Genomic DNA, 18270 nt, shown 5'->3' on the forward strand with positions numbered 1-18270 from the left:
TCGACTCTTCTCATACCACTCGTACCCCAGATAATAACATTCGCCTTCAGCCTAGGAGTCTGTCGGACTTAACACGGACTTACTGCGGAAAAGCCCGACAAACTCCCAGTGCCGGACTTGACTATGTGGGCACGAATGAGCGATCCCATTGACAGAGTCATGCCTGTAGTTCTATCTGTTCCTCGGTGCGGCAGCGGTTCCGTCCCTCCCGCTTGGCCAGATAGAGTGCTTCATCCGCCCTCTCGAACGGGGTTTTACGGCCATCTCCCTTGCGGAATGAAGCCACGCCGCAGGAGACGGTGATATTGACCCGACTCTCACCCGAATGAAATGGCTTCTCTTCCACGGCCTGACGAATTTTTTCAGCTACGGTTCTGGCCCCTTGCAGATCCACCTCCGGCAACAGTATCACAAACTCCTCACCGCCGTAGCGGGCGGGAAAATCAACCTTTCGAGTTGCCCGCCTGAGGTGCGCGCCAATCACGTGCAATACCTTGTCCCCCGCCAGATGGCCGTAGGTATCATTCACTTTCTTGAAATGATCCACATCGACAACGATCATGCTCAACGGATATTCATAACGATTCCAGCGCGCATACTCCTCCTCCAGACGGCAATCGAACGCATGACGATTATTCAGTCCGGTCAGGGCATCGGTAAATGCCTCGACTCTGGCCTGCTCCACGTGCTCCCGCAGCGTGGCGGTCTCCTGTTCCATATCACCCAGCCGGGTAGTCAGCAGATCGATACGCTGTTCAAAACCCTGTACCAGCTGCTCGGTTTCATTTTTGTGCCCACGCAGCCGGTCCTGGATCAGATTCAGACGTTCGGCAATTGTCGACTTCAACTCATCCAGATCCGTGGCCTGCTGGACAGTCGCGTGCAAATGGGAGACCTGACTCTGCATCTCGCTGTCCATGCGACGTTGTCCGTCCGCCAGTTGAGTGCCGACGGAACCGATGCCGTTTACTTCCTGATCGAGCTTCTGTAGCTGCTCAGTCATCTGCAACAGGAAACGCTCCACCTCCTGGCGCTCCTCTTCAGCCTGAATCCTGGCATGCTCGAACAGCTGCAATAGTTCGGTCAGAATCGGCGGAATATCCACTTCGGCAATGCCACCCGACAGGCGGGTTTTAAGCGCCTGAACCCTCGATTCCTGATCCGTTGAAATATCCATGCGCTGCACCAGTTGCAACAGCACCTGGTCAACCGGTGGGAGGGAGGCGGCCACTTGAACTGCAGTCTCCCCGGCATCGGACAGCACTTTGACCAGTTCCGTGACCAGATCATCAAGCGCCTGCTGATTCTCTGCCCGACCCGCCTGATCCGCAAGCTTGCGCAATTTCAGCGGTCCGCAACCGGCAGACGCAAGCTGATCAACCAGGGAGACAAAAACATCCCGTGCTTCCGGCAGTCCATCCACGAGGGACATCCCGGCAGGCCTGGATTTTGTATCTGCCTGGCTACTGCTCTCTTTATCCTTGGCAAACAGTTTACCCATCAGCCCCGGTTTCCCGGTCGTCGCTGTCTGCAGCGCCTCCAAAAGCAACGCCTTGGCGGCCTTTACCGATTCAGGTGGTGCGGGAGACCGCTTGAGTTCACGGATGAGCTTGGATGCCCGTTTGGCAAGTGCTTTGGGCAGGGTTGCTTCTTCGAGAAGCTGGGACAAGAACGACTCAGCCGATGCGGATGCCGCCACTCCATTCTGTGTGGCATTCACTTGGCCGGCTCGACCGGCGATATCCTCCACCAGACGTAACAGCGCACGGGTATCCTGCTCGCCCCGTACCCGGTTGCGCAACTGCTCCAAGCGATCATCCAGTTGCGGAGTCATTCCATCCCCAACAAAGGAGAGTCGGGAAATACAGCGTCTGAGCGTTGATTCAACCGACTGCCAGTGTTTCTCCTTGCGTTCCAGATCCCCCAGACTGTCGAAATACTTCTTCTTCCACTCACCATCCGATTGAACCATTACTTCTCCTTATCGTTATCGCTATAACCCTATCGGCAGCACTGGGTGGTGAGTTTAATAAAAAAATGGCGCACAACGACGCCATTTTTAACCAACGAATTGTACCCGGGAAGGAAGCTCCCCCCTGCAGGTGCGGGCTACGTTTTTCGCTGGTGTCGCCATCCCTCCCATGAGGATAGCGCCAAGGCCAGCCAGACGAATCCGAGGGTAGCCATTTGGTGACTGCCAAACGGCTCATTATAGACATAGATCGCCAGGAGAAACGCGATGCTGGGTGCCAGATAATGCAGGACGCCGATCCCGCTGAGGGGCAAACGGTTGGCCGCTGCGGCAAAACAGACCAGAGGAAGCGTCGTCATCAGTCCGGCTCGCAGACTGTTTTCGCTGCTTGCAGGTTGGCTCATGATCCTGCCGTCTCCGGGGAATGGATCAGATAGCGACGATGAAAGCGTTCGCTGCTTGACTCCATTAGCCGACTGATCAGCGCCACGGCAACAAATCCGTAGACCAGACGCATCCAGAAAATGCCGCTGATATCCGCGCCCAGCAATAGTATTAGCAAGGTGTCTTCAATCATGCTATGACAGAGTGCCAGCAGGGTCATGGCACTGAACACATCTCTATAGGGCACATGCCCGGCCTGCGCCTCCTTGATCAGCAGTCCGCCACCGAAGGCAAGACCCAGGGTAAAGCCAACGATGGTGATAGTGGTGGCAGCGCGACCGATGCCCAACATTCTCAGCATCGGCTGTAACAGCCATTGGAGCAAACGCTCAATACCCAGCAGACGCAACAGCTTCAAGGTGGTCAAAAGCAGCGAGATAATCACCAGGATCACGCCGAGACTTTTAAGCTGGACAACCCCCCAGGCGATCAGGCCGGCCGGTACCTCACCCGGCTGCCAGATCATTTGACTGGGCTGCTGCAGCCACCCACCCCAGGCATAGAGATGGTGCAATACGAAACCGAGCAACACGGCGCTGAGCAGTCGTATCAACAAGGTGACCCCCAGCCTCACCCCGGCCTTCTGGGCGATGCGAGCCTCGATCGGCAGGGTGTGGGCGATCAGCATCATGGTGCCCAGAACCGTCACCTGGGCCACGCTCAACTGTTCAAGCGGAGCCTGATTGAAGAAGATCACCATACCGGTGTAGATGTTGGTCAGCAGGGTGGTGGCCCAGACCAGCGCCATTGACTCGGGCAGTCCGACCAGCACCATAACCGGGCCAAGCAGGGCGGCAATAATCTCAACGCCCCCCAGTTCCTCTAGAAGTTTCACCAGCAACATCGCCGGTATCATGATTTTGAACAGCGTGCTGGCCACCTGATAGATCTCCAGCAACAGTTCCCTGAACCACTGTTTCACATGCTTGCTCTCAAATGGATTCTTTCGATGAAATATTGTAACCAAAAGTGAGAAATCATAGTTTTTTAAAAGCCATATTTGAGTTAATTTAATTTTGAATTTATATACGATTTGCACTTAATATTTCATATTAAATATTGATTTAATAATTTTATTAATTATGAAAACCCGGAAACTGGACCGAATCGATCGCCGCATCCTCAATCAGTTACAAAAGGACAATAAAATCAGCAACCTGAACCTTGCTGAGCAGGTCGGGTTATCGCCTCCCGCCTGCCTGCGTCGGGTGAATCGTCTGCGTGCCGAGGGCGTCATCATGTCGGATGTCTCCCTGATTGACCCCCAGATAGCCGGACACAACATAAATATCATTGTGGAAGTGGAGATGGAGCGCGATCATCTGGAACTGTCAGCCCAGTTCCGCAAAGCGATCCAGGCTTCCCCGGAGGTCACCCAATGTTACGCGGTAACCGGTGAGGTCGATTTCATTCTGGTGGTCTCGGTGCCCGACATGCAGGCCTATGACGCCTTCACCCAAAAGGTGTTATACAAGCAATCGAATCTGCGAAAATTTCGCAGTCTGATTTCACTCGATCGGGTAAAATTCGAGACTGCAGTTAAACTCTAGGAGTCTGTCGGGCTTGACCGTTTGCAGCCAGACGGCGTTGAGTCCGACAGGTTCCTGCCCTCGCACCCCGACTCAGGGATTGGGTCCACCCGCCCTTTGGCTTACTGTCGCATCCGTAACGGAAAATTTGCCCGGAATCACCGTCATCCATGAACCAGCCAACAGAGTCAGATCGTGAAGTAAAAGTCGGCGTCCTGAGCGCCTTGGGTGCCTTTATTATCTGGGGCTTGTCACCACTCTACTACCGGGCCATCGGCGAGGCGCCAGCCCTTGAGATCATTGCCCATCGTGCCATCTGGTCGCTGCTGTTTACCCTGTTGATGGTCGGTTTCAGTGGGCAGATCCGGGTATTCATCTCGCTATTCCGCGATTATAAAATCCAGTTAATTCTGTTGCTCAGCTCTCTGTTGGTCTCGGTTAACTGGCTCGGCTTCATCTGGGCGGTCAACAACGGCAAGGCACTGGAAGCCAGCATGGGCTATTTCATTATGCCGATTGTCATGGTGCTGCTGGGGCGGCTGTTTCTTGATGAACGGCTGAACCGGAACCAGATCATTTCACTGCTGCTGGTCTGCCTGGGCGTGCTGAATCTGCTGGTCGCCATCCGGCAGCTACCCTGGATCGCCCTGTTACTGGCCATTTCGTTCGGTTTCTATAGCCTGGTGCGCAAGAAAGTGGCCGTCAATGCGTTGGTGGGACTGACCATGGAGTGCCTGTTCCTGGCCCCCCTGGCACTGGTTTATCTGCTGTTTCTCAATCACCAGGAGACGCTGGTGTTTGGCAGTCGGGAAATCGGCTTTGACCTGTTGCTGATTGGCTCCGGTCTGATGACTGCCCTGCCCCTGATACTGTTCACGTCGGCATCGAAGCGACTGCGTCTGGGCACGGTGGGCCTGTTGCAGTATCTCAATCCCACTTGTCAGTTTCTATTGGCAGTGTTTCTGTTCAACGAGCCCTTCTCGGCACATCATCTGAATACCTTTATCCTGATCTGGGCGGGTCTGGCAATCTTTACCCTGGATTCGAGAAACCGGATGAAACGTGAGTCGCTCGCCAGAAAGCTGACCGGTATGCCCTGATGATCTATGAATCTACCGGAGCCCTGGCGGTTCGCAGGCAATTACGTCCATCATGCTTTGCCTGATACATGGCCATATCCGCCGCATCCAGCAACGCATGCCAGTCGCTGGCAATCTCCGGAAAGCTGGCCACACCAATACTGACGGTCAGACTCACCGAATCATCCCCCAGCTTGATCTGATGGTTTGCCACCAGCCTCAGTAACCGTTCACCCAGATCGACCGCCATGGCCAGTGGCGTCTCCGGCAGAACCACCAGAAACTCTTCACCGCCGAATCTGGCCACGTAGTCCGTCTTTCGTAACGATCGCTCAAGCTCAAAGGCAATACTGCGCAGCACCCGGTCGCCATTGGCATGACCATATTGATCATTGACCTCCTTGAAGTGATCGATATCCACCATAAAGATCGAGAGCGAATGTTTGTAGCGGGTGGCGCGTTCAATATCATCGGTAATCCGCCGCTCCAGCGCGTTGCGATTATAGAGTCCGGTCAGCGGATCATGTGTCGCCTGATGCTTAAGCCTTTTCTCAATTTGTTTGCGCGCTTTGAGTTGGTTGTTCAGCTGACTGGTACGCCGATCGACCCGCGCCTCCAGCTCGGTATTGAGTACATGCAGTTGCCGCTCTTCCGATCGGGAGAGCAGAAAGAGATAAAGAAGCACCATAATATAAGCGGCGAAGCGTAACAGATGCCAATGCCACCAAGTGACATCCCACAGCACGGAAAACTGAAACATCAGCCCGGAAACACCAAGCAGCAGGTAATGACTGGCAAAAATCGTGCTGTCCTTATTGTTTTCACCACAATTCACACAGAAGAAATTGGCCGCAGCAACCAGAAACAGTACTCCCGCTACGCTATTGATAAGGTTTGCCTGCAGGGTAAACCGGTTATCCTCGGTCAGCATTGGCAGCACGGGGTCATGAATCAGTGTGCCGGCACCAATCAGCATCGCCAGGGCGATTACCAGCAATGGCAGACGATAACCGGACGCCTGTCGGGCCATCGACTCGGGCAACCATATCAGGGCAGCCATCAGGCCACCCGTTAGCATTGCAATGGAGTGAAACCAGACAAAATGTTGCGGACTCTCCGACAAGGCGTGAAAACCATCCAGCACTCCCATACCCACAAGTGCGGCCACAATCCAGATATAGCGCGCGGGGAGCCGCTCGTACACCCTCAACATGATAATCAACGCCGCAATCAACAACGCGGTAAAGGCACCCAGTGTTTCACCAAAAACGTGCAACGGGATGTGGACCCACTGTTCCTGAGGAACAAGAACAAATGCAGCCATGCCGCCGGAAAGGAGGAAGAGAATCACACTAAGCAACAAGGCGTTAAGGGATCTCATCATGCCTTCAGCATAAGATCGGGAAATTATGTTGTCCAGAGATTCCAACCGCTTCCGGCACAGTTTGTGACATGGGTCAGTGAGCGGCGGAAACAGTAGCCAACCGCACAATTAAACCATTGATTATGATGATATTTGTCAGACTTAAAAACGGTCGGGGCCGGCAGCATTCCTGGCCACCGGAATGCGAAATTCCAGGCTGAAACGGCCGCTTTGATTAATGAAATGATTGTCGTGGTAAAGGGCGTGTGGCGGGATGCTCCGAGCCTGATAATCACTGGCCGGCAACCAGTGCATATAGAGGTCACGCATCAGGTAGAGCAGGTCCCCGAACATGCCTCCCGCCTGACAACAGGCGTGCAGACCACCGGGTATCTCCATCACCCCGACACCATCCCCGGGATAGATACGTTTCGGCAGGGTCAGACAAGCGACATAGCGGCATTGATCGAACGGAATCAGATCCGGATTACTGTGGTGGAGTGCAATCATCTGCTGGGCTTTCACATCGACCCCGTGGGCACCTCCCCAATCCAGCAGGCGGGCCCATACCTCACTGATACGCTGGTCATAACCGACATGCCGTATATAGGCAACCGGCTGACTCGGCAGGCGTTTAATCTCTACTTGTCGCTGAACAGACTGGTTGTGGCTATCCAGGGTATCCCGATAATACTGGCGGTGCGGATTCATCGCGGATGCAGACCAGGCTGTTTTCAATGTCCGGCTTCTGGTTTCGTAGCCTTCACGGCGCCACAGCGTGGGGGAACAGTTGAAGCAGGATTTGAAGGCATGGTTGAACGCCGCATTGGAGTGAAAGCCGCACTCTGCCGCGATGTCGACTATGGCCATGTTCGGGTTATAAATCAGTAAATTGGCCGCCCATTCAAGACGGCAGCGCCGGATATAGTCATGCACGCTCTCCCCGGTGATCTGTTTGAAAATACGTTGAAAATGGTAGGGGGAGTAGCAGGCACTTTGAGCCAGTCCACTAATTTCCAGAGAATCCGAAAGTTTCGCATGGATGCGGTAAAGCGCCTCGTTTATACGGGTCTGATGTTCATAGGCGGTGTTCCGGCGCAAGCTCATGGCAAAAAAATAGCACATTTAGACAAAAGAATTACCCCATACCATCAAAATTAGCCTGATCGGTTTGCCTTATGCTGGCGGTATATTAAAACAACAGGAATTAGGTGGATGTTTGCACAGCGCACAATAAACCTGAACAGCTCCTTCATACGCGATATCCTGGCGGTCACCCAACAGCCGGACATGATCTCCTTTGCCGGCGGTCTGCCGGATCCAGAACTGTTTCCGGTGGCCGCCCTGCAGCAGGCCTCCATGCGCATGCAACAACAACTGGGCAACCGACTCTACCAATACAGTGAGACCCCGGGACTGCTTCCGCTTCGCCGCCACATTGCCGAGCAATTGGCCGATCCTGAGGTGCATGCGGAACAGATCATTATCACCACCGGCTCGCAACAGGGGCTGGACCTGGTGGTACGCTGTCTGATCGACCCGGGCGACAAGGTACTGGTCGAGGCTCCGACCTATCTGGGGGCGCTGCAAGTATTGAGGGCCAATCAGGCAACCCTGATCTCCATACCCTCCGATGAGCAGGGCCCCGACCTGGAAGCCCTGGAAGCCATAGTCCAGCGGGAACCGATTCGCTGTTTTTATACGGTTACCGATTTCCAGAATCCAACCGGTGCGAGCTACTCGCTGGAGCGCAGAAAAGGCCTCACGGCCTTGGCTGAGCGGTATAATTTCTGGATTCTGGAAGACGCCCCCTACTCCGCGCTGCGCTATTCAGGCGATCCCCTGCCCTCATTGCAGTCATTGCTGCCGGAGCGGGTGATCCATTTCGGATCTTTTTCCAAGATCATTGCCCCGGCCCTGCGAATGGGCTGGATCAGCGCACCCCGCGAGGTCATCAAGGTGGTAGAGAAGCTGAAACAGGCGGCCGACCTGCACTCCAGTGGCTATGACCAGCAACTGGTGCTGAGTTTCCTGCAAAGCGGCGCCCTTGAACCCCATCTGGAGCAGATCCGCAGCGCCTACGGCGAGCGACTGGAAGCGATGGCAACGGCGCTTACCCGCAACCTGTCCGACAGCCTGCATTTCACCAAGCCCCGGGGTGGCATGTTCATCTGGGCCACGTTGACCAGTAATGAAAGCACGCTGGAACTGTTCCGGGCCGCCGTCGCCGAGGGGGTCGCCTTTGTTCCCGGCGAGGCGTTCTATGTCAATGGCGAATCGGACAACAGCATGCGCCTGAATTTTTCCAATAGCAGTAGCGCGATGATTGAGGAGGGAATCAGACGTCTGGCCACACTGATCAATGACAGCAGCCGACGGGAGAACACCGCCTCAGCCCTGGCCTACTAACCGCCCTGATGCTGAGTGGCTCAAGCCCAGAACGGTTCATCCCAGGTAACCTCATCCGGCAGATGTCCCTGATCCAGCTCAACGCGGATCTGATCGAGGTCGGTATCCGACAGCACCCGTTCACAATAAGGGAAGAATCGCTGCTCTTCCCATTTCACATGACTTTTCAGCAGATCGATAAAGGACTCAAGTAGCCGTCCAAGGTCCCCTTCCCCGTCCTTTATCGCCGCCACAAGCCGATTGAACTCCCGATGGTCAGCAATAACCTGGGTAACGACAATGTCCTGCGCCTGAGCACTGCTCAGGCGCTTGATCAGTGACTCTTCTTCCAACTTGAAATGGGGCTGCAACAGCGTCTCAACAATGAAGATCACGTAACGGGCTATCCGCTCCGGTGTTGTGCCATTGTTCATACCTTTCTTGATTCGTCGCGCAAACTTCAGCGCGTCGTGATGCTCCCAGGAGAGTTTTTTAAGCTGTTCACTGCGCTTCACCGCACCACCACTCAGTTCAGGAAGGGGTTGGTGGCCCGTTCATGGCCAATGGTGGAGACCGGCCCATGTCCGGAAATAAACTCCACATCATCGCCCATACTCCACAACTGTTCACGAATGGAACGCAACAGCGTGGCATGATCCCCCTTGGGAAAATCGGTTCGGCCGATTGATCCATTGAACAGCACATCGCCCACAATGGCGACTTTCTCAGCGGGATTGAAGAAAACCACATGCCCCGGAGTATGTCCCGGGCAGTGTCGTACCTCGAGTTGCTGATTGCCGATCTGAACCACATCCCCCTGGTTCAGCCAACGCTCCGGCTCAAAACTTTCCGCAGGCGGGAAGCCAAACATCTTTGCCTGTTCAGAGAGATCATCAATCCAGAACTTATCTTCCCGGTGCGGTCCCTCAATGGGTATCCCGAGTCGCCTGGATAACTCCCCCGCGGCGCCGGCATGATCAATGTGGGCATGAGTGATCAGGATTTTTTCAAGGGTCAACCCTTGGGCTTCCGCCTCCTGCAGGATACGCTCAATATCACCCCCGGGGTCTACAACAGCTGCCCGCCGGGTCTCTTCACAGGTAACCAGTGTACAGTTCTGCTCAAATGGAGTAACAGGAATCACAGTAAATTTCATACGAAACCATTTTCTGATCGGTTGACAAGATGGGTGAGTATACCGGAACTTTGCCGGCATGTGCCCATTCCGGGAACTGGATCAGACCGTTCGGCCGGACACTTTTTTAATCCAGTAGAGAAAATGCCCGTCCTCCTCCCTGCTCTCCAACAGCTCGAATTCAGGAAGACGGCAGAGCACCGGAAATTCCCGGCGTGAATCAGGATGGGTGACCGTCACCTTTAACACCTCGCCTACCGCCATGTGGGAGAGTGTCGCCTTGGTCTTCAGTACCGGTAACGGGCAGATAAGCCCGCTGACATCCAACTGCCGGTCGCACTTGAGTGCTTCAATAGTCTCAGCCAACACAACCTCCCGGGATCATCTGATCAGATACATTAAGAATTCGGGCACGGTAATAATCTACTGACAGCTTAGCGGGAAAAAATAGGCTTGACAAAAAATAAAACGAACGTTTAACTGAAACGCCAAGGTAGTAGAATTAAAAGAGTAGCATGGGCCAATGAACCCATTCAGAGCAAATGACATTGCCACATACGACATCGGTACCCGTGATCTGAAAGTTCCTCTGGATACGAAAGACAGAATACTCGACGTCGCCGAGGAGATATTTGCCGAAAAGGGCTACTCCGCCACCTCCATGCGAACCATCACATCCCGGGCCAATGTCAATCTGGCCGCGGTCAACTACCATTTCGGATCCAAGGCTCAGCTCTATCAGGCAGTTTTTCAGCGACGTGTTGCGCCGATGAACAGCGAGCGTATTCGGGCGCTCGAATCACTGGAGCGGAAGGCGGGTGATACTCCTCTGGAACTGGATGACATCCTGAGGTCCTTTGTAGAACCGGCGCTGAAGGCAAGCATGAACCCCAAACAGGGAGGCATCAATTTCATCCGATTACTGGGAAGAACACATGCAGAACCGGGACCGGAGGTGCACGATTTCCTGCCGCTGATGTATGACGAGGTAAAAAAGCGTTATCGCAATGCCTTGGCCAAAGCGCTCCCGGATCTCTCCCAGGAGGAACTATCCTGGCGTGTTCACTTTGTCATTGGCACCATCGCATTCACCCTGGCAGGGACCGATGCATTGGAGATGATCGAGTCCTGCCGCTACTGTGATCCGGCAGATATTGAAGGCATTATTCAGCGTCTACTACCCTTCTTGAAAGGAGGGCTCAGTGCCCCTTCGGCCCTGCCAGACCATTCAAACTAAGACATATCAAACCCGAACCAGATAAATCGAACGATAGGAGTACACATCAACCACCCGATGGAATATCAAACAACAAACCGGCACTGGTACCGACACCATGCTATAAAAAACAATAATCTGAATTTTTATTCGCCCGGCGCAGCAGGTGATAAAGCCCCCCCGCCACGACAACCGGGAAAATCGACCACCCAGGTTGCAATGAAGCTGGCTGTGCATCACACCGAATTAACAAGGTGATACCAGCCAGCCTCAAGAGAGGAGAGCATTATGAAAGCCAACCAGGAAATCATCTCCCTGGACGAGGCCATCACATTGGCAGGACTGTTTAAGGAGCGCACCAGTCGTACCCCCGACCGAATTGCCTATCGTTACTACGACCCGGAGCAGGCCACTTGGAAAAACAGTACCTGGTCGGAAATGCGCAGCGAAACCGCCCGCTGGCAGACGGCATTTTTGCAGGAGGGTCTGAAACGCGGGGACCGGGTGGGCATTATGATGCCCAACCGTCGCGAATGGGTCATGTTCGATCAGGCCGCCCTGGGCCTCGGCCTGGTCAGCGTTCCCCTGTTTTATAACGACCGCGGTGGAAACGTAGCCTATATTGCCGAAGCGTCGGCAATCAAGCTGCTGGTTATCCACGGCCAGGAGCAGTGGAAAAGCCTGCAACCGGTCAGGGATGAACTGCCGACCATTCAGCGTATCGTCTCCCTGGAGTCACTGGATGGCATGGCACATGATGATCGAATCCGACACCTGGAAAAGTGGCTGCCGGCAACCGCCGGAGAGTACCAGATGGTCAACGATCTCGATCCACACAGCCTCTGCTCCATCGTCTATACCTCGGGAACCACAGGCCATCCAAAGGGTGTGATGCTGAGTCATCACAACATCCTTAGCAACACCTACGAAGCATTACAGACCACCACCGTCAATGACAATGACATCATGCTCTCATTCCTGCCACTTTCACACATGCTGGAACGAACCGGCGGTTATTACCTCCCGCTGATGGCCGGCATCACCGTGGCCTATGCACGTTCCATTCTGCTGTTGGCCGAGGACCTGCTGAGCATTCGCCCCACCTTCATGATCAGTGTGCCACGTATCTATGAGCGTATTTATGCCAAGATTCAGGAGGGGCTGGATGAGAAACCCCCAATTGCGCGCAAGCTGTTCAACCTGGCGGTCAATGTCGGCTGGAAACGTTTTGAGCACCAGCAGGGAAGAGGAAGCTGGTCACCGTCGCTGCTCCTCTGGCCACTGCTGAACAAACTGGTAGCCAGCAAGGTCACGGAAAAACTGGGCGGCCGCCTGCGCACCGCCATCAGCGGCGGCGCCCCGCTGCCGCCGGATGTGGCTCGTACCTTCCTGGCACTTGGGGTACCGGTATTACAGGGATACGGCCTGACCGAAACCAGTCCTGTATTGGCGGTGAACCGTATCGATGACAATGTTCCCGAAAGCGTGGGTCTTGCGCTTCCCGGCACCCAACTATCAGTAGCCGAGAATGGGGAACTGTTGGCAAGGGGTGATGCCGTGATGCTCGGCTTCTGGAACAATCCACAGGAGACCGCCCGGGTCATTGATGAGGAGGGCTGGCTTCACACGGGAGATGTGGCCAGAATCGACTCCACCGGGCACGTCTATATTACCGGGCGGATCAAGGACATTATCGTGTTGGCAAATGGTGAAAAGGTATCGCCCGCCGACATGGAGATCGCCCTTGCCATGGACGCCCTGTTTGAGCAGGTTCTAATCATCGGCGAGGGCCGCCCCTTCCTGTCAGCATTGATCGTTCCGGAACCGGGACACTGGAAAAGTCTGGCAGAAGGACTGGGTCTAGATCCCGAAAATTCCGCCTCACTACAGGACAAAAAGGTAATGGACCATGTCTATCGGCGGATCAGTGAGCAGTTGCGCGAATTTCCTGGCTATGCACAGATACGCAAGGCGGTGCTGTTGGGGGAATCCTGGAGTGTGGAGAACGGCTATCTGACCCCTACGCTGAAAACCAAGCGAAAGTTGATTATCGAACACTGCGACGAACTCATCCGAGACATCTATGACGGGCATTAACCCGGCGCAAGGCATGGTGACCTGACCATTCAGGGCGCCATGCCTTACCTCGCCCAACCCCAGAACATCATGATTTAACCTCCCGGGCCCTGCTATAGTTGGCGCTGTTCCAATCCCACAGCACAAAACGGCCGCATACCTATGAATGAAATCGCTAAATTCGCCCAAACACATTGGGAGAGCATCGTCGCCTTTGTCTGGTTCATGGTCTGCTTCTACGGCTACATGATCTACTCACAACGCATGGCTCGCACCACGCATTGCCTCTCCAGTGTGCTGCACCAGTATCGCCAGGCGTGGATGGAGCAGATGTTGACTCGGGATGTACGGGTAGCGGACACCACGGCATTGGCCAACCTGGAGCGCAGTGTGGCATTTTTTGCCTCATCCACCATGCTGATACTGGCCGGATTGGTTACCGTTATGGGATCCACTGACAAGGTCATCGACATGGTAGCCGATGTGCCCTTTGCCATTGACGCCAGCCGTTCGGAATGGGAGATCAAGCTGCTACTGCTTGTCGGCCTGTTTATGTATGCCTTTTTCAAGTTCACCTGGAGCCTTCGGCAATACGGTTTCTGTGCGGTAATGCTGGGTGGTGCACCCACCATGGATGCCCAGGTCTCCGGGCGTGAACGCAAGGCCTTCGCCATCCGCATCGCCCATGTTGCGTCACTGGCGGCAAACAACTTCAACCTGGGACTACGCACCTACTATTTCAGTCTGGCGGTACTCGGCTGGTTCATCAACCCGTGGCTGTTCATTGCATTGAGCAGTGGCATTGTCTGGGTGCTTTATCGACGCGAGTTCAAATCCAGAACGCTGGAAGAGCTGATCATCAGTCGTGCTGAATAGCCGAACGATTATAGAAATGGCAGACCAGCCTCCTCATGGCCACCAAGTTCGGTCAGTTTTTTGCTGATCATCTGCTTGACCGGCGGAAAATTGTTACTCAAGCGCAACACCAGACCACGCAGAATTTTCGCCGGCACCGAATCGTTGGTATAGAGACTGACGATTTCATTGGTGCCAGTATATAGTGGCCAGGAGACGCGCATCTGTTTGCTCTGGTATTTTTCCAGCACATCGAGGGCACCGATGTCCTGGCCCTGTAGCTGGGCCGCCCTGATCACCCTGAACAAGGTATCCTGTCCACGCAGGCCCAGATTAAAGCCGTGGGCCGTGACCGGATGCATTCCAACCGCCGCATCACCAATCAGGGCATAACGTGACTTGACGAACTTGTTGGCGTGCACGGCCACCAGCGGGTAGGCATGCCGCTTTCCCACCAGTCGCATATCGCCCAGCCGATGATTGAATTGAGCCTGTACCTCCGCCGCATAGGCTTCATCACCAAGCGCCTGGATCTGACTGGCGACGTCCGATGAAACCGTCACCACGGTGGAGGAGATATTGCCATTCAACGGCAACACAGCCAATGTCCGCCCATAATGGAAACACTCGTAGGCAATCTGATCATGGGGTTTTTCATGGGCCATGCGACTGACAATGGCCACCCGCCCAAAATCCTGCATGGATGCAGAGATGCCTGCCTTGCGCCGGGTTTCAGAAAATCGGCTGTCAGCAGCCACCACCAATGAAGCAACAATCGAATCACCATTGGAGAGTGCCACCGTCGCCTGCTGCGGCACTATTTGAACGTCAAGAACCGTGGTACCGGTAAGCACTTCAACATTTTCACTGGTGACCACCTCTTCATACAATGCCTTCCGGATCAGATAATTCGGTACCAGATAACCGAGCGCATCCACATCCTCCTTCCTGCTGTCAATTTCCAGACAGTAGGATGAGTTTCCATTAATCACCCTGGCCTGTCTGATCGGGGCAATTTCATTCTGTGGAATACGCGCCAACGCCCCCATCTCGGTAAGGATTTTTTTCGACAAATGGGTTAACGCGATCTCCCTTCCATCCATTGCCGGCGATTCCAGGTCAGTGATCCCGGACCGTTCAATAATCAGCGCGCGCAACCCACTGTCCTTGAGAGAACGGGCAAAACTGAGACCCGCCGGTCCACCACCTATAATTACAATGTCATACTTCATAAAACCCTCAATAGACCAGCTTCGCAACATGCCCTGACTGAGATATTGTACCCGGAGCACCCTGTTCTCACCGGCCCATAAGTTCACAAGCTGAATTGACACCCATCATAACGTTTACAACTGTCCATCAACAGTGGCTTGGGTGAATCCAAAAACCTTAAGATTATTAGGTTCTTAAAGTAACCACAGCGCCGGTCTGTTATCCAACACTGGTAATCAACCGATAAACCTTTCTGGATTGAGGGCAATTCTAATTCGTGCTATACATCTACCTGCGACACCCCCAATTTCGAGCTATGTATCTGAGGCACTGGATAAAACCGGCATGAATAAACCTGTCATCACACTACTTTTTGTGTCGATCGCTGCTCTAATCCTACCGGAAGTATCGTTGGCGAATAAATTTGCCACCATAGGCGGAGGCGTTAGCGGGGTAAGCGATGAAAAACTCAGCATACTAAAACAGATAGGGGCTTACACTGGAACTTTTTTTATCCTGTTAGGGGTTCTCAGTATCGTAACCAAAGACCGGTTTGAAGGCTTCATCGGAATGCGCTTAAAAGACCAGGGTATATCCCCTGCCTCCTACGTGCTTATCGGACTTGGCGCCCTACTCTCATTACTGTTTTTTGTTTGATACCGGATACCGGTACAACCTTTTGGCGGGGTATCAGCGAAAGTAGTTGTGCAGGGGTTTGATTATCTGGAACGGGCGGGAATGGACGGTGTTTTGCAATCGATTCTAAAGGGGCGGTGACGCCGGCAAACAACACAGCATCTCAGGCCGTATGTGCCCTGCGGTAACCAACATAAGATTCAACCATGCGGTTCATACCGGTCTGCTCAAAATTCCTTAAACCTCTTAATGCCATACGCTTTTCGCCTTCCCCAACAATCTCGTTGGCTGACTTCAGGCAAAACAGCATACGTACGTCCCCCTTTTTTCCATCCACCTCAATAACCGTATCCGTCAACTCCAGGGAAGGCTTCTCAATATCCAAACATTGCAAATCAATAGACATCTGCTGATAGATCACCAACGGTCTGTCCGGATTAATCATTACCCCTTCCCGTGACATCAGGGGTACCAGTACATTCAGGAAGTTCTTCCCCGAAAACTCCACGTAGCGGTGGGTAAAGTCGTTGATCAGACCGGCGTCATGGGATATATGCCCATGACGCTCAATCTCGAGACAGTTTTTCTTCTGTTCGTCTACCAGAACAAGCTCACTCTCATTCAGTTCCTGATAGTGCAAGTTTATCCCGTCACTCACCATGCCGGAAAAAGTGAAGCACATCTGCTGGCTTAAACCATATCTGGCCAGCGTCACTGCGAACAAGAGATCCCCAGGCACGCAAAACAACTTTGCATCCTGGTGGTGCAAGGGATTGAAATCATCCGCAATCTCTTTTGCAAATCGACTGGCCTGCTGTCGGGTAAACCGAAGACCATCACCATCTTCCGTAAAGTAGTCGGTTAAAACCATTTTTTCTGCCCGGTATTCTATAGGTTTCGTGCCGCATCATATCAGGTGTTCGAATTAAATCAGTAATTTCATGCGATATGGCGGCGACCGCAACCGCCAACCAGACTGAAAAGTGGGGATTGGGTCAAAAAACAGGTAGAAAGATCCCCCATAGCCGGGGGATTGAGTGAACCCATCAAACGCGTCAGTTTCGCCGGTCTAGCTACTCCTGCCCCAACATGGCGCGCTTTAAAGCGGTTGTGACCGGATCGCTGCCTATCCAAATACTTAGCAGCGCCGGATAGAAATCACTCCCGGGTATGGTGTCCTTCAATTCACCATTGATATACACCCGGGTTCCGGCATCAGGGATATTGTCGAGCCAGATTTCATCCCCTCTGACCGCATCAGTGAACAGCGCTGAAAACCGGTTTATCCGCTGATCCAGTTGGGCCATGGCCTGCTCATCCTGGTTGGCCAAAAAACCCTCTCGCCAAGCCTTGTCCAGATCCTGTTTCTCAACCTTATCGTAGAGAAAATGCATCAGGATCCGCTTTGGACCGGTAGAGTTGATGATCTCCTCGGACGCCGATGTTTTCTCCGGCAGATAGAGTGCTCCGATATAGATCTTGAAAATGAACTTGTAGCGTATACCCGCCCCATTCAATACCAGCGCATCGTCACTCCCGTCCAGGGTGATCCGATCGGGTATAGTCACCTTGGCGAGCTCTGCCGCGCCCAAGGGAAAAATCGTGAGCAGACAGAGTAATCCGAACACACCTCTTAGCATCTTTTTCATTGGCTTCTCCTGGCCACAGTACGCTTCACTTTCAAACAGATTCTGGTTAGTTGCCCCCTTCTTGCCCCACCGTTGGAGCGGTTACAATTGATCCACCAACTCCGGCAGGGCCTGGAACAGGTCCGCTACCAGACCGTAGTCGGCCACCTGGAAGATCGGCGCCTCCTCGTCCTTGTTGATCGCCACGATCACCTTGCTCTCCTTCATCCCCGCCAGGTGCTGGATCGCCCCCGAGATGCCCACCGCTATGTACAGCTCCGGCGCCACGATCTTGCCCGTCTGCCCAACTTGGTAGTCATTCGGCACATAGCCCGCATCCACCGCCGCACGTGACGCGCCTATCGCCGCGTTCAGCTTGTCCGCCACCGCCTCGATCAGCTTGAAGTTCTCGCCACTGCCCATGCCCCGACCGCCCGAGACCACNATCTTCGCACTCGTCAGCTCCGGCCGCTCCGATTTCGTCAGCTCNGCACCCACATANCTCGATTGACCATAGCCCTCACCCGCCGGGATGTTCTCGAGCGTCGCACTGCCGCCCTCTCCGGCCGCATCAAATGCCGTTCCCCGCACCGTGATCAGCTTGATCCGGTCACTGCTCTGCACCGTCGCCAGCGCNTTGCCCGCATAGATCGGCCGCACAAAGGTGTCGGCACTCTCGATCGCCGTAATATCCGACAGCTGCGCCACATCCAGCAGCGCCGCCACCCGCGGCAGGA

At 54.0% G+C, this 18270-nt stretch carries 19 protein-coding genes; 7 read left to right on the plus strand and 12 right to left on the minus strand.

Translation table 11 applies throughout. The features are described from left to right. Nucleotides 1-157: 157 nt before the first annotated feature. The 3 genes from A3GO_RS0114720 to A3GO_RS0114730 all read right to left on the minus strand — a co-directional run bounded on the left by A3GO_RS0114720 (nucleotide 158) and on the right by A3GO_RS0114730 (nucleotide 3338). On the minus strand, nucleotides 158-1972 hold the full coding sequence (locus A3GO_RS0114720) for a GGDEF domain-containing protein (protein ID WP_029134046.1): 1815 nt from the start codon (nucleotides 1970-1972) through the stop codon (nucleotides 158-160). Between the two features lie 137 nt (nucleotides 1973-2109). Then, the gene (locus tag A3GO_RS0114725; RefSeq protein ID WP_029134047.1) at nucleotides 2110-2376 is read right to left on the minus strand and encodes an EamA family transporter; all 267 of its coding nucleotides are present in this window, start codon (nucleotides 2374-2376) and stop codon (nucleotides 2110-2112) included. Continuing rightward, nucleotides 2373-3338, minus strand: a complete 966-nt coding sequence (locus A3GO_RS0114730) for a hypothetical protein (protein WP_029134048.1) — start codon at nucleotides 3336-3338, stop codon at nucleotides 2373-2375. The genes A3GO_RS0114725 and A3GO_RS0114730 overlap by 4 nt, the downstream gene beginning before the upstream one ends. A 160-nt stretch (nucleotides 3339-3498) precedes the next feature. Here A3GO_RS0114730 and A3GO_RS0114735 point away from each other — a divergent pair, with 160 nt between their 5' ends. Continuing rightward, complete coding sequence (locus A3GO_RS0114735; RefSeq protein ID WP_037375521.1) at nucleotides 3499-3966, plus strand: Lrp/AsnC family transcriptional regulator; 468 nt, start codon at nucleotides 3499-3501, stop codon at nucleotides 3964-3966. 149 nt (nucleotides 3967-4115) lie between these two features. Continuing rightward, on the plus strand, nucleotides 4116-5045 hold the full coding sequence (rarD, locus tag A3GO_RS24035; protein ID WP_037375522.1) for an EamA family transporter RarD: 930 nt from the start codon (nucleotides 4116-4118) through the stop codon (nucleotides 5043-5045). Nucleotides 5046-5049: 4 nt separating this feature from the next. Here the strand turns inward: rarD and A3GO_RS25425 are convergent, their stop codons facing one another. Then, nucleotides 5050-6408, minus strand: coding sequence for a sensor domain-containing diguanylate cyclase (locus tag A3GO_RS25425; RefSeq protein ID WP_084610115.1), 1359 nt, complete (start codon nucleotides 6406-6408; stop codon nucleotides 5050-5052). 141 nt (nucleotides 6409-6549) lie between these two features. Next, entirely contained in the window at nucleotides 6550-7494 is a 945-nt protein-coding gene (locus A3GO_RS0114750; protein ID WP_029134050.1) for an AraC family transcriptional regulator, read from the minus strand. Nucleotides 7495-7602: 108 nt separating this feature from the next. Here A3GO_RS0114750 and A3GO_RS0114755 point away from each other — a divergent pair, with 108 nt between their 5' ends. Beyond that, on the plus strand, nucleotides 7603-8796 hold the full coding sequence (locus A3GO_RS0114755) for an aminotransferase-like domain-containing protein (RefSeq protein WP_037375524.1): 1194 nt from the start codon (nucleotides 7603-7605) through the stop codon (nucleotides 8794-8796). Nucleotides 8797-8816: 20 nt separating this feature from the next. On the opposite strand, the gene A3GO_RS0114760 is transcribed toward A3GO_RS0114755, so the two are convergent. The 3 genes from A3GO_RS0114760 to A3GO_RS0114770 form a co-directional block, all read right to left on the minus strand. Further along, a complete protein-coding gene (locus tag A3GO_RS0114760; RefSeq protein ID WP_029134052.1) occupies nucleotides 8817-9290 on the minus strand; it encodes a hemerythrin domain-containing protein in 474 nt (157 codons plus the stop codon). Nucleotides 9291-9301: 11 nt separating this feature from the next. Beyond that, nucleotides 9302-9931, minus strand: a complete 630-nt coding sequence (locus A3GO_RS0114765; RefSeq protein ID WP_029134053.1) for an MBL fold metallo-hydrolase — start codon at nucleotides 9929-9931, stop codon at nucleotides 9302-9304. 81 nt (nucleotides 9932-10012) lie between these two features. Continuing rightward, nucleotides 10013-10276, minus strand: coding sequence for a sulfurtransferase TusA family protein (locus A3GO_RS0114770; RefSeq protein ID WP_245621745.1), 264 nt, complete (start codon nucleotides 10274-10276; stop codon nucleotides 10013-10015). Between the two features lie 157 nt (nucleotides 10277-10433). Here A3GO_RS0114770 and A3GO_RS0114775 point away from each other — a divergent pair, with 157 nt between their 5' ends. The 3 genes from A3GO_RS0114775 (at nucleotide 10434) to A3GO_RS0114785 (ending at nucleotide 14078) form a co-directional block, all read left to right on the plus strand. Continuing rightward, nucleotides 10434-11147, plus strand: a complete 714-nt coding sequence (locus tag A3GO_RS0114775; RefSeq protein ID WP_051302379.1) for a TetR/AcrR family transcriptional regulator — start codon at nucleotides 10434-10436, stop codon at nucleotides 11145-11147. A gap of 267 nt (nucleotides 11148-11414) precedes the next feature. Continuing rightward, nucleotides 11415-13223 carry an AMP-dependent synthetase/ligase gene (locus A3GO_RS0114780; protein ID WP_029134056.1) on the plus strand — a complete coding sequence of 603 codons (1809 nt, stop codon included), beginning with the start codon at nucleotides 11415-11417 and terminating at the stop codon, nucleotides 13221-13223. A gap of 141 nt (nucleotides 13224-13364) precedes the next feature. Beyond that, a complete protein-coding gene (locus A3GO_RS0114785) occupies nucleotides 13365-14078 on the plus strand; it encodes a DUF599 domain-containing protein (protein WP_029134057.1) in 714 nt (237 codons plus the stop codon). 8 nt (nucleotides 14079-14086) lie between these two features. Here the strand turns inward: A3GO_RS0114785 and ubiM are convergent, their stop codons facing one another. Next, nucleotides 14087-15289, minus strand: a complete 1203-nt coding sequence (gene ubiM, locus A3GO_RS24045; protein WP_051302393.1) for a 5-demethoxyubiquinol-8 5-hydroxylase UbiM — start codon at nucleotides 15287-15289, stop codon at nucleotides 14087-14089. Nucleotides 15290-15614: 325 nt separating this feature from the next. Between ubiM and A3GO_RS0114795 the strand changes: the two genes are divergently transcribed. Continuing rightward, entirely contained in the window at nucleotides 15615-15926 is a 312-nt protein-coding gene (locus A3GO_RS0114795) for a hypothetical protein (protein WP_029134058.1), read from the plus strand. Nucleotides 15927-16068: 142 nt separating this feature from the next. On the opposite strand, the gene A3GO_RS0114800 is transcribed toward A3GO_RS0114795, so the two are convergent. The 3 genes from A3GO_RS0114800 to A3GO_RS0114810 form a co-directional block, all read right to left on the minus strand. Then, nucleotides 16069-16776 carry a DUF3581 family protein gene (locus A3GO_RS0114800; protein WP_029134059.1) on the minus strand — a complete coding sequence of 236 codons (708 nt, stop codon included), beginning with the start codon at nucleotides 16774-16776 and terminating at the stop codon, nucleotides 16069-16071. Nucleotides 16777-16978: 202 nt separating this feature from the next. Continuing rightward, on the minus strand, nucleotides 16979-17554 hold the full coding sequence (locus A3GO_RS0114805) for a chalcone isomerase family protein (protein ID WP_051302381.1): 576 nt from the start codon (nucleotides 17552-17554) through the stop codon (nucleotides 16979-16981). 81 nt (nucleotides 17555-17635) lie between these two features. Next, nucleotides 17636-18270 (minus strand): electron transfer flavoprotein subunit alpha/FixB family protein (locus A3GO_RS0114810; protein WP_029134061.1); only part of this gene is annotated, 635 nt, incomplete at its 5' end.

This window comes from Sedimenticola selenatireducens DSM 17993, assembly GCF_000428045.1.
Lineage (GTDB): Bacteria > Pseudomonadota > Gammaproteobacteria > Chromatiales > Chromatiaceae > Sedimenticola > Sedimenticola selenatireducens.

Excerpts from the sequence above, each read along its gene's own strand:
- A3GO_RS0114720 (WP_029134046.1), bottom strand. The coding sequence starts at position 1,972 with ATGGTTCAATCGGATGGTGAGTGGAAGAAGAAGTATTTCGACAGTCTG.
- A3GO_RS0114725 (WP_029134047.1), bottom strand. The coding sequence starts at position 2,376 with ATGAGCCAACCTGCAAGCAGCGAAAACAGTCTGCGAGCCGGACTGATG.
- A3GO_RS0114735 (WP_037375521.1), top strand. The coding sequence starts at position 3,499 with ATGAAAACCCGGAAACTGGACCGAATCGATCGCCGCATCCTCAATCAG.
- rarD (WP_037375522.1), top strand. The coding sequence starts at position 4,116 with ATGAACCAGCCAACAGAGTCAGATCGTGAAGTAAAAGTCGGCGTCCTG.
- A3GO_RS25425 (WP_084610115.1), bottom strand. The coding sequence starts at position 6,408 with ATGATGAGATCCCTTAACGCCTTGTTGCTTAGTGTGATTCTCTTCCTC.
- A3GO_RS0114750 (WP_029134050.1), bottom strand. The coding sequence starts at position 7,494 with ATGAGCTTGCGCCGGAACACCGCCTATGAACATCAGACCCGTATAAAC.
- A3GO_RS0114755 (WP_037375524.1), top strand. The coding sequence starts at position 7,603 with ATGTTTGCACAGCGCACAATAAACCTGAACAGCTCCTTCATACGCGAT.
- A3GO_RS0114765 (WP_029134053.1), bottom strand. The coding sequence starts at position 9,931 with ATGAAATTTACTGTGATTCCTGTTACTCCATTTGAGCAGAACTGTACA.
- A3GO_RS0114775 (WP_051302379.1), top strand. The coding sequence starts at position 10,434 with ATGAACCCATTCAGAGCAAATGACATTGCCACATACGACATCGGTACC.
- A3GO_RS0114780 (WP_029134056.1), top strand. The coding sequence starts at position 11,415 with ATGAAAGCCAACCAGGAAATCATCTCCCTGGACGAGGCCATCACATTG.
- A3GO_RS0114785 (WP_029134057.1), top strand. The coding sequence starts at position 13,365 with ATGAATGAAATCGCTAAATTCGCCCAAACACATTGGGAGAGCATCGTC.
- ubiM (WP_051302393.1), bottom strand. The coding sequence starts at position 15,289 with ATGAAGTATGACATTGTAATTATAGGTGGTGGACCGGCGGGTCTCAGT.
- A3GO_RS0114795 (WP_029134058.1), top strand. The coding sequence starts at position 15,615 with ATGAATAAACCTGTCATCACACTACTTTTTGTGTCGATCGCTGCTCTA.
- A3GO_RS0114800 (WP_029134059.1), bottom strand. The coding sequence starts at position 16,776 with ATGGTTTTAACCGACTACTTTACGGAAGATGGTGATGGTCTTCGGTTT.
- A3GO_RS0114805 (WP_051302381.1), bottom strand. The coding sequence starts at position 17,554 with ATGAAAAAGATGCTAAGAGGTGTGTTCGGATTACTCTGTCTGCTCACG.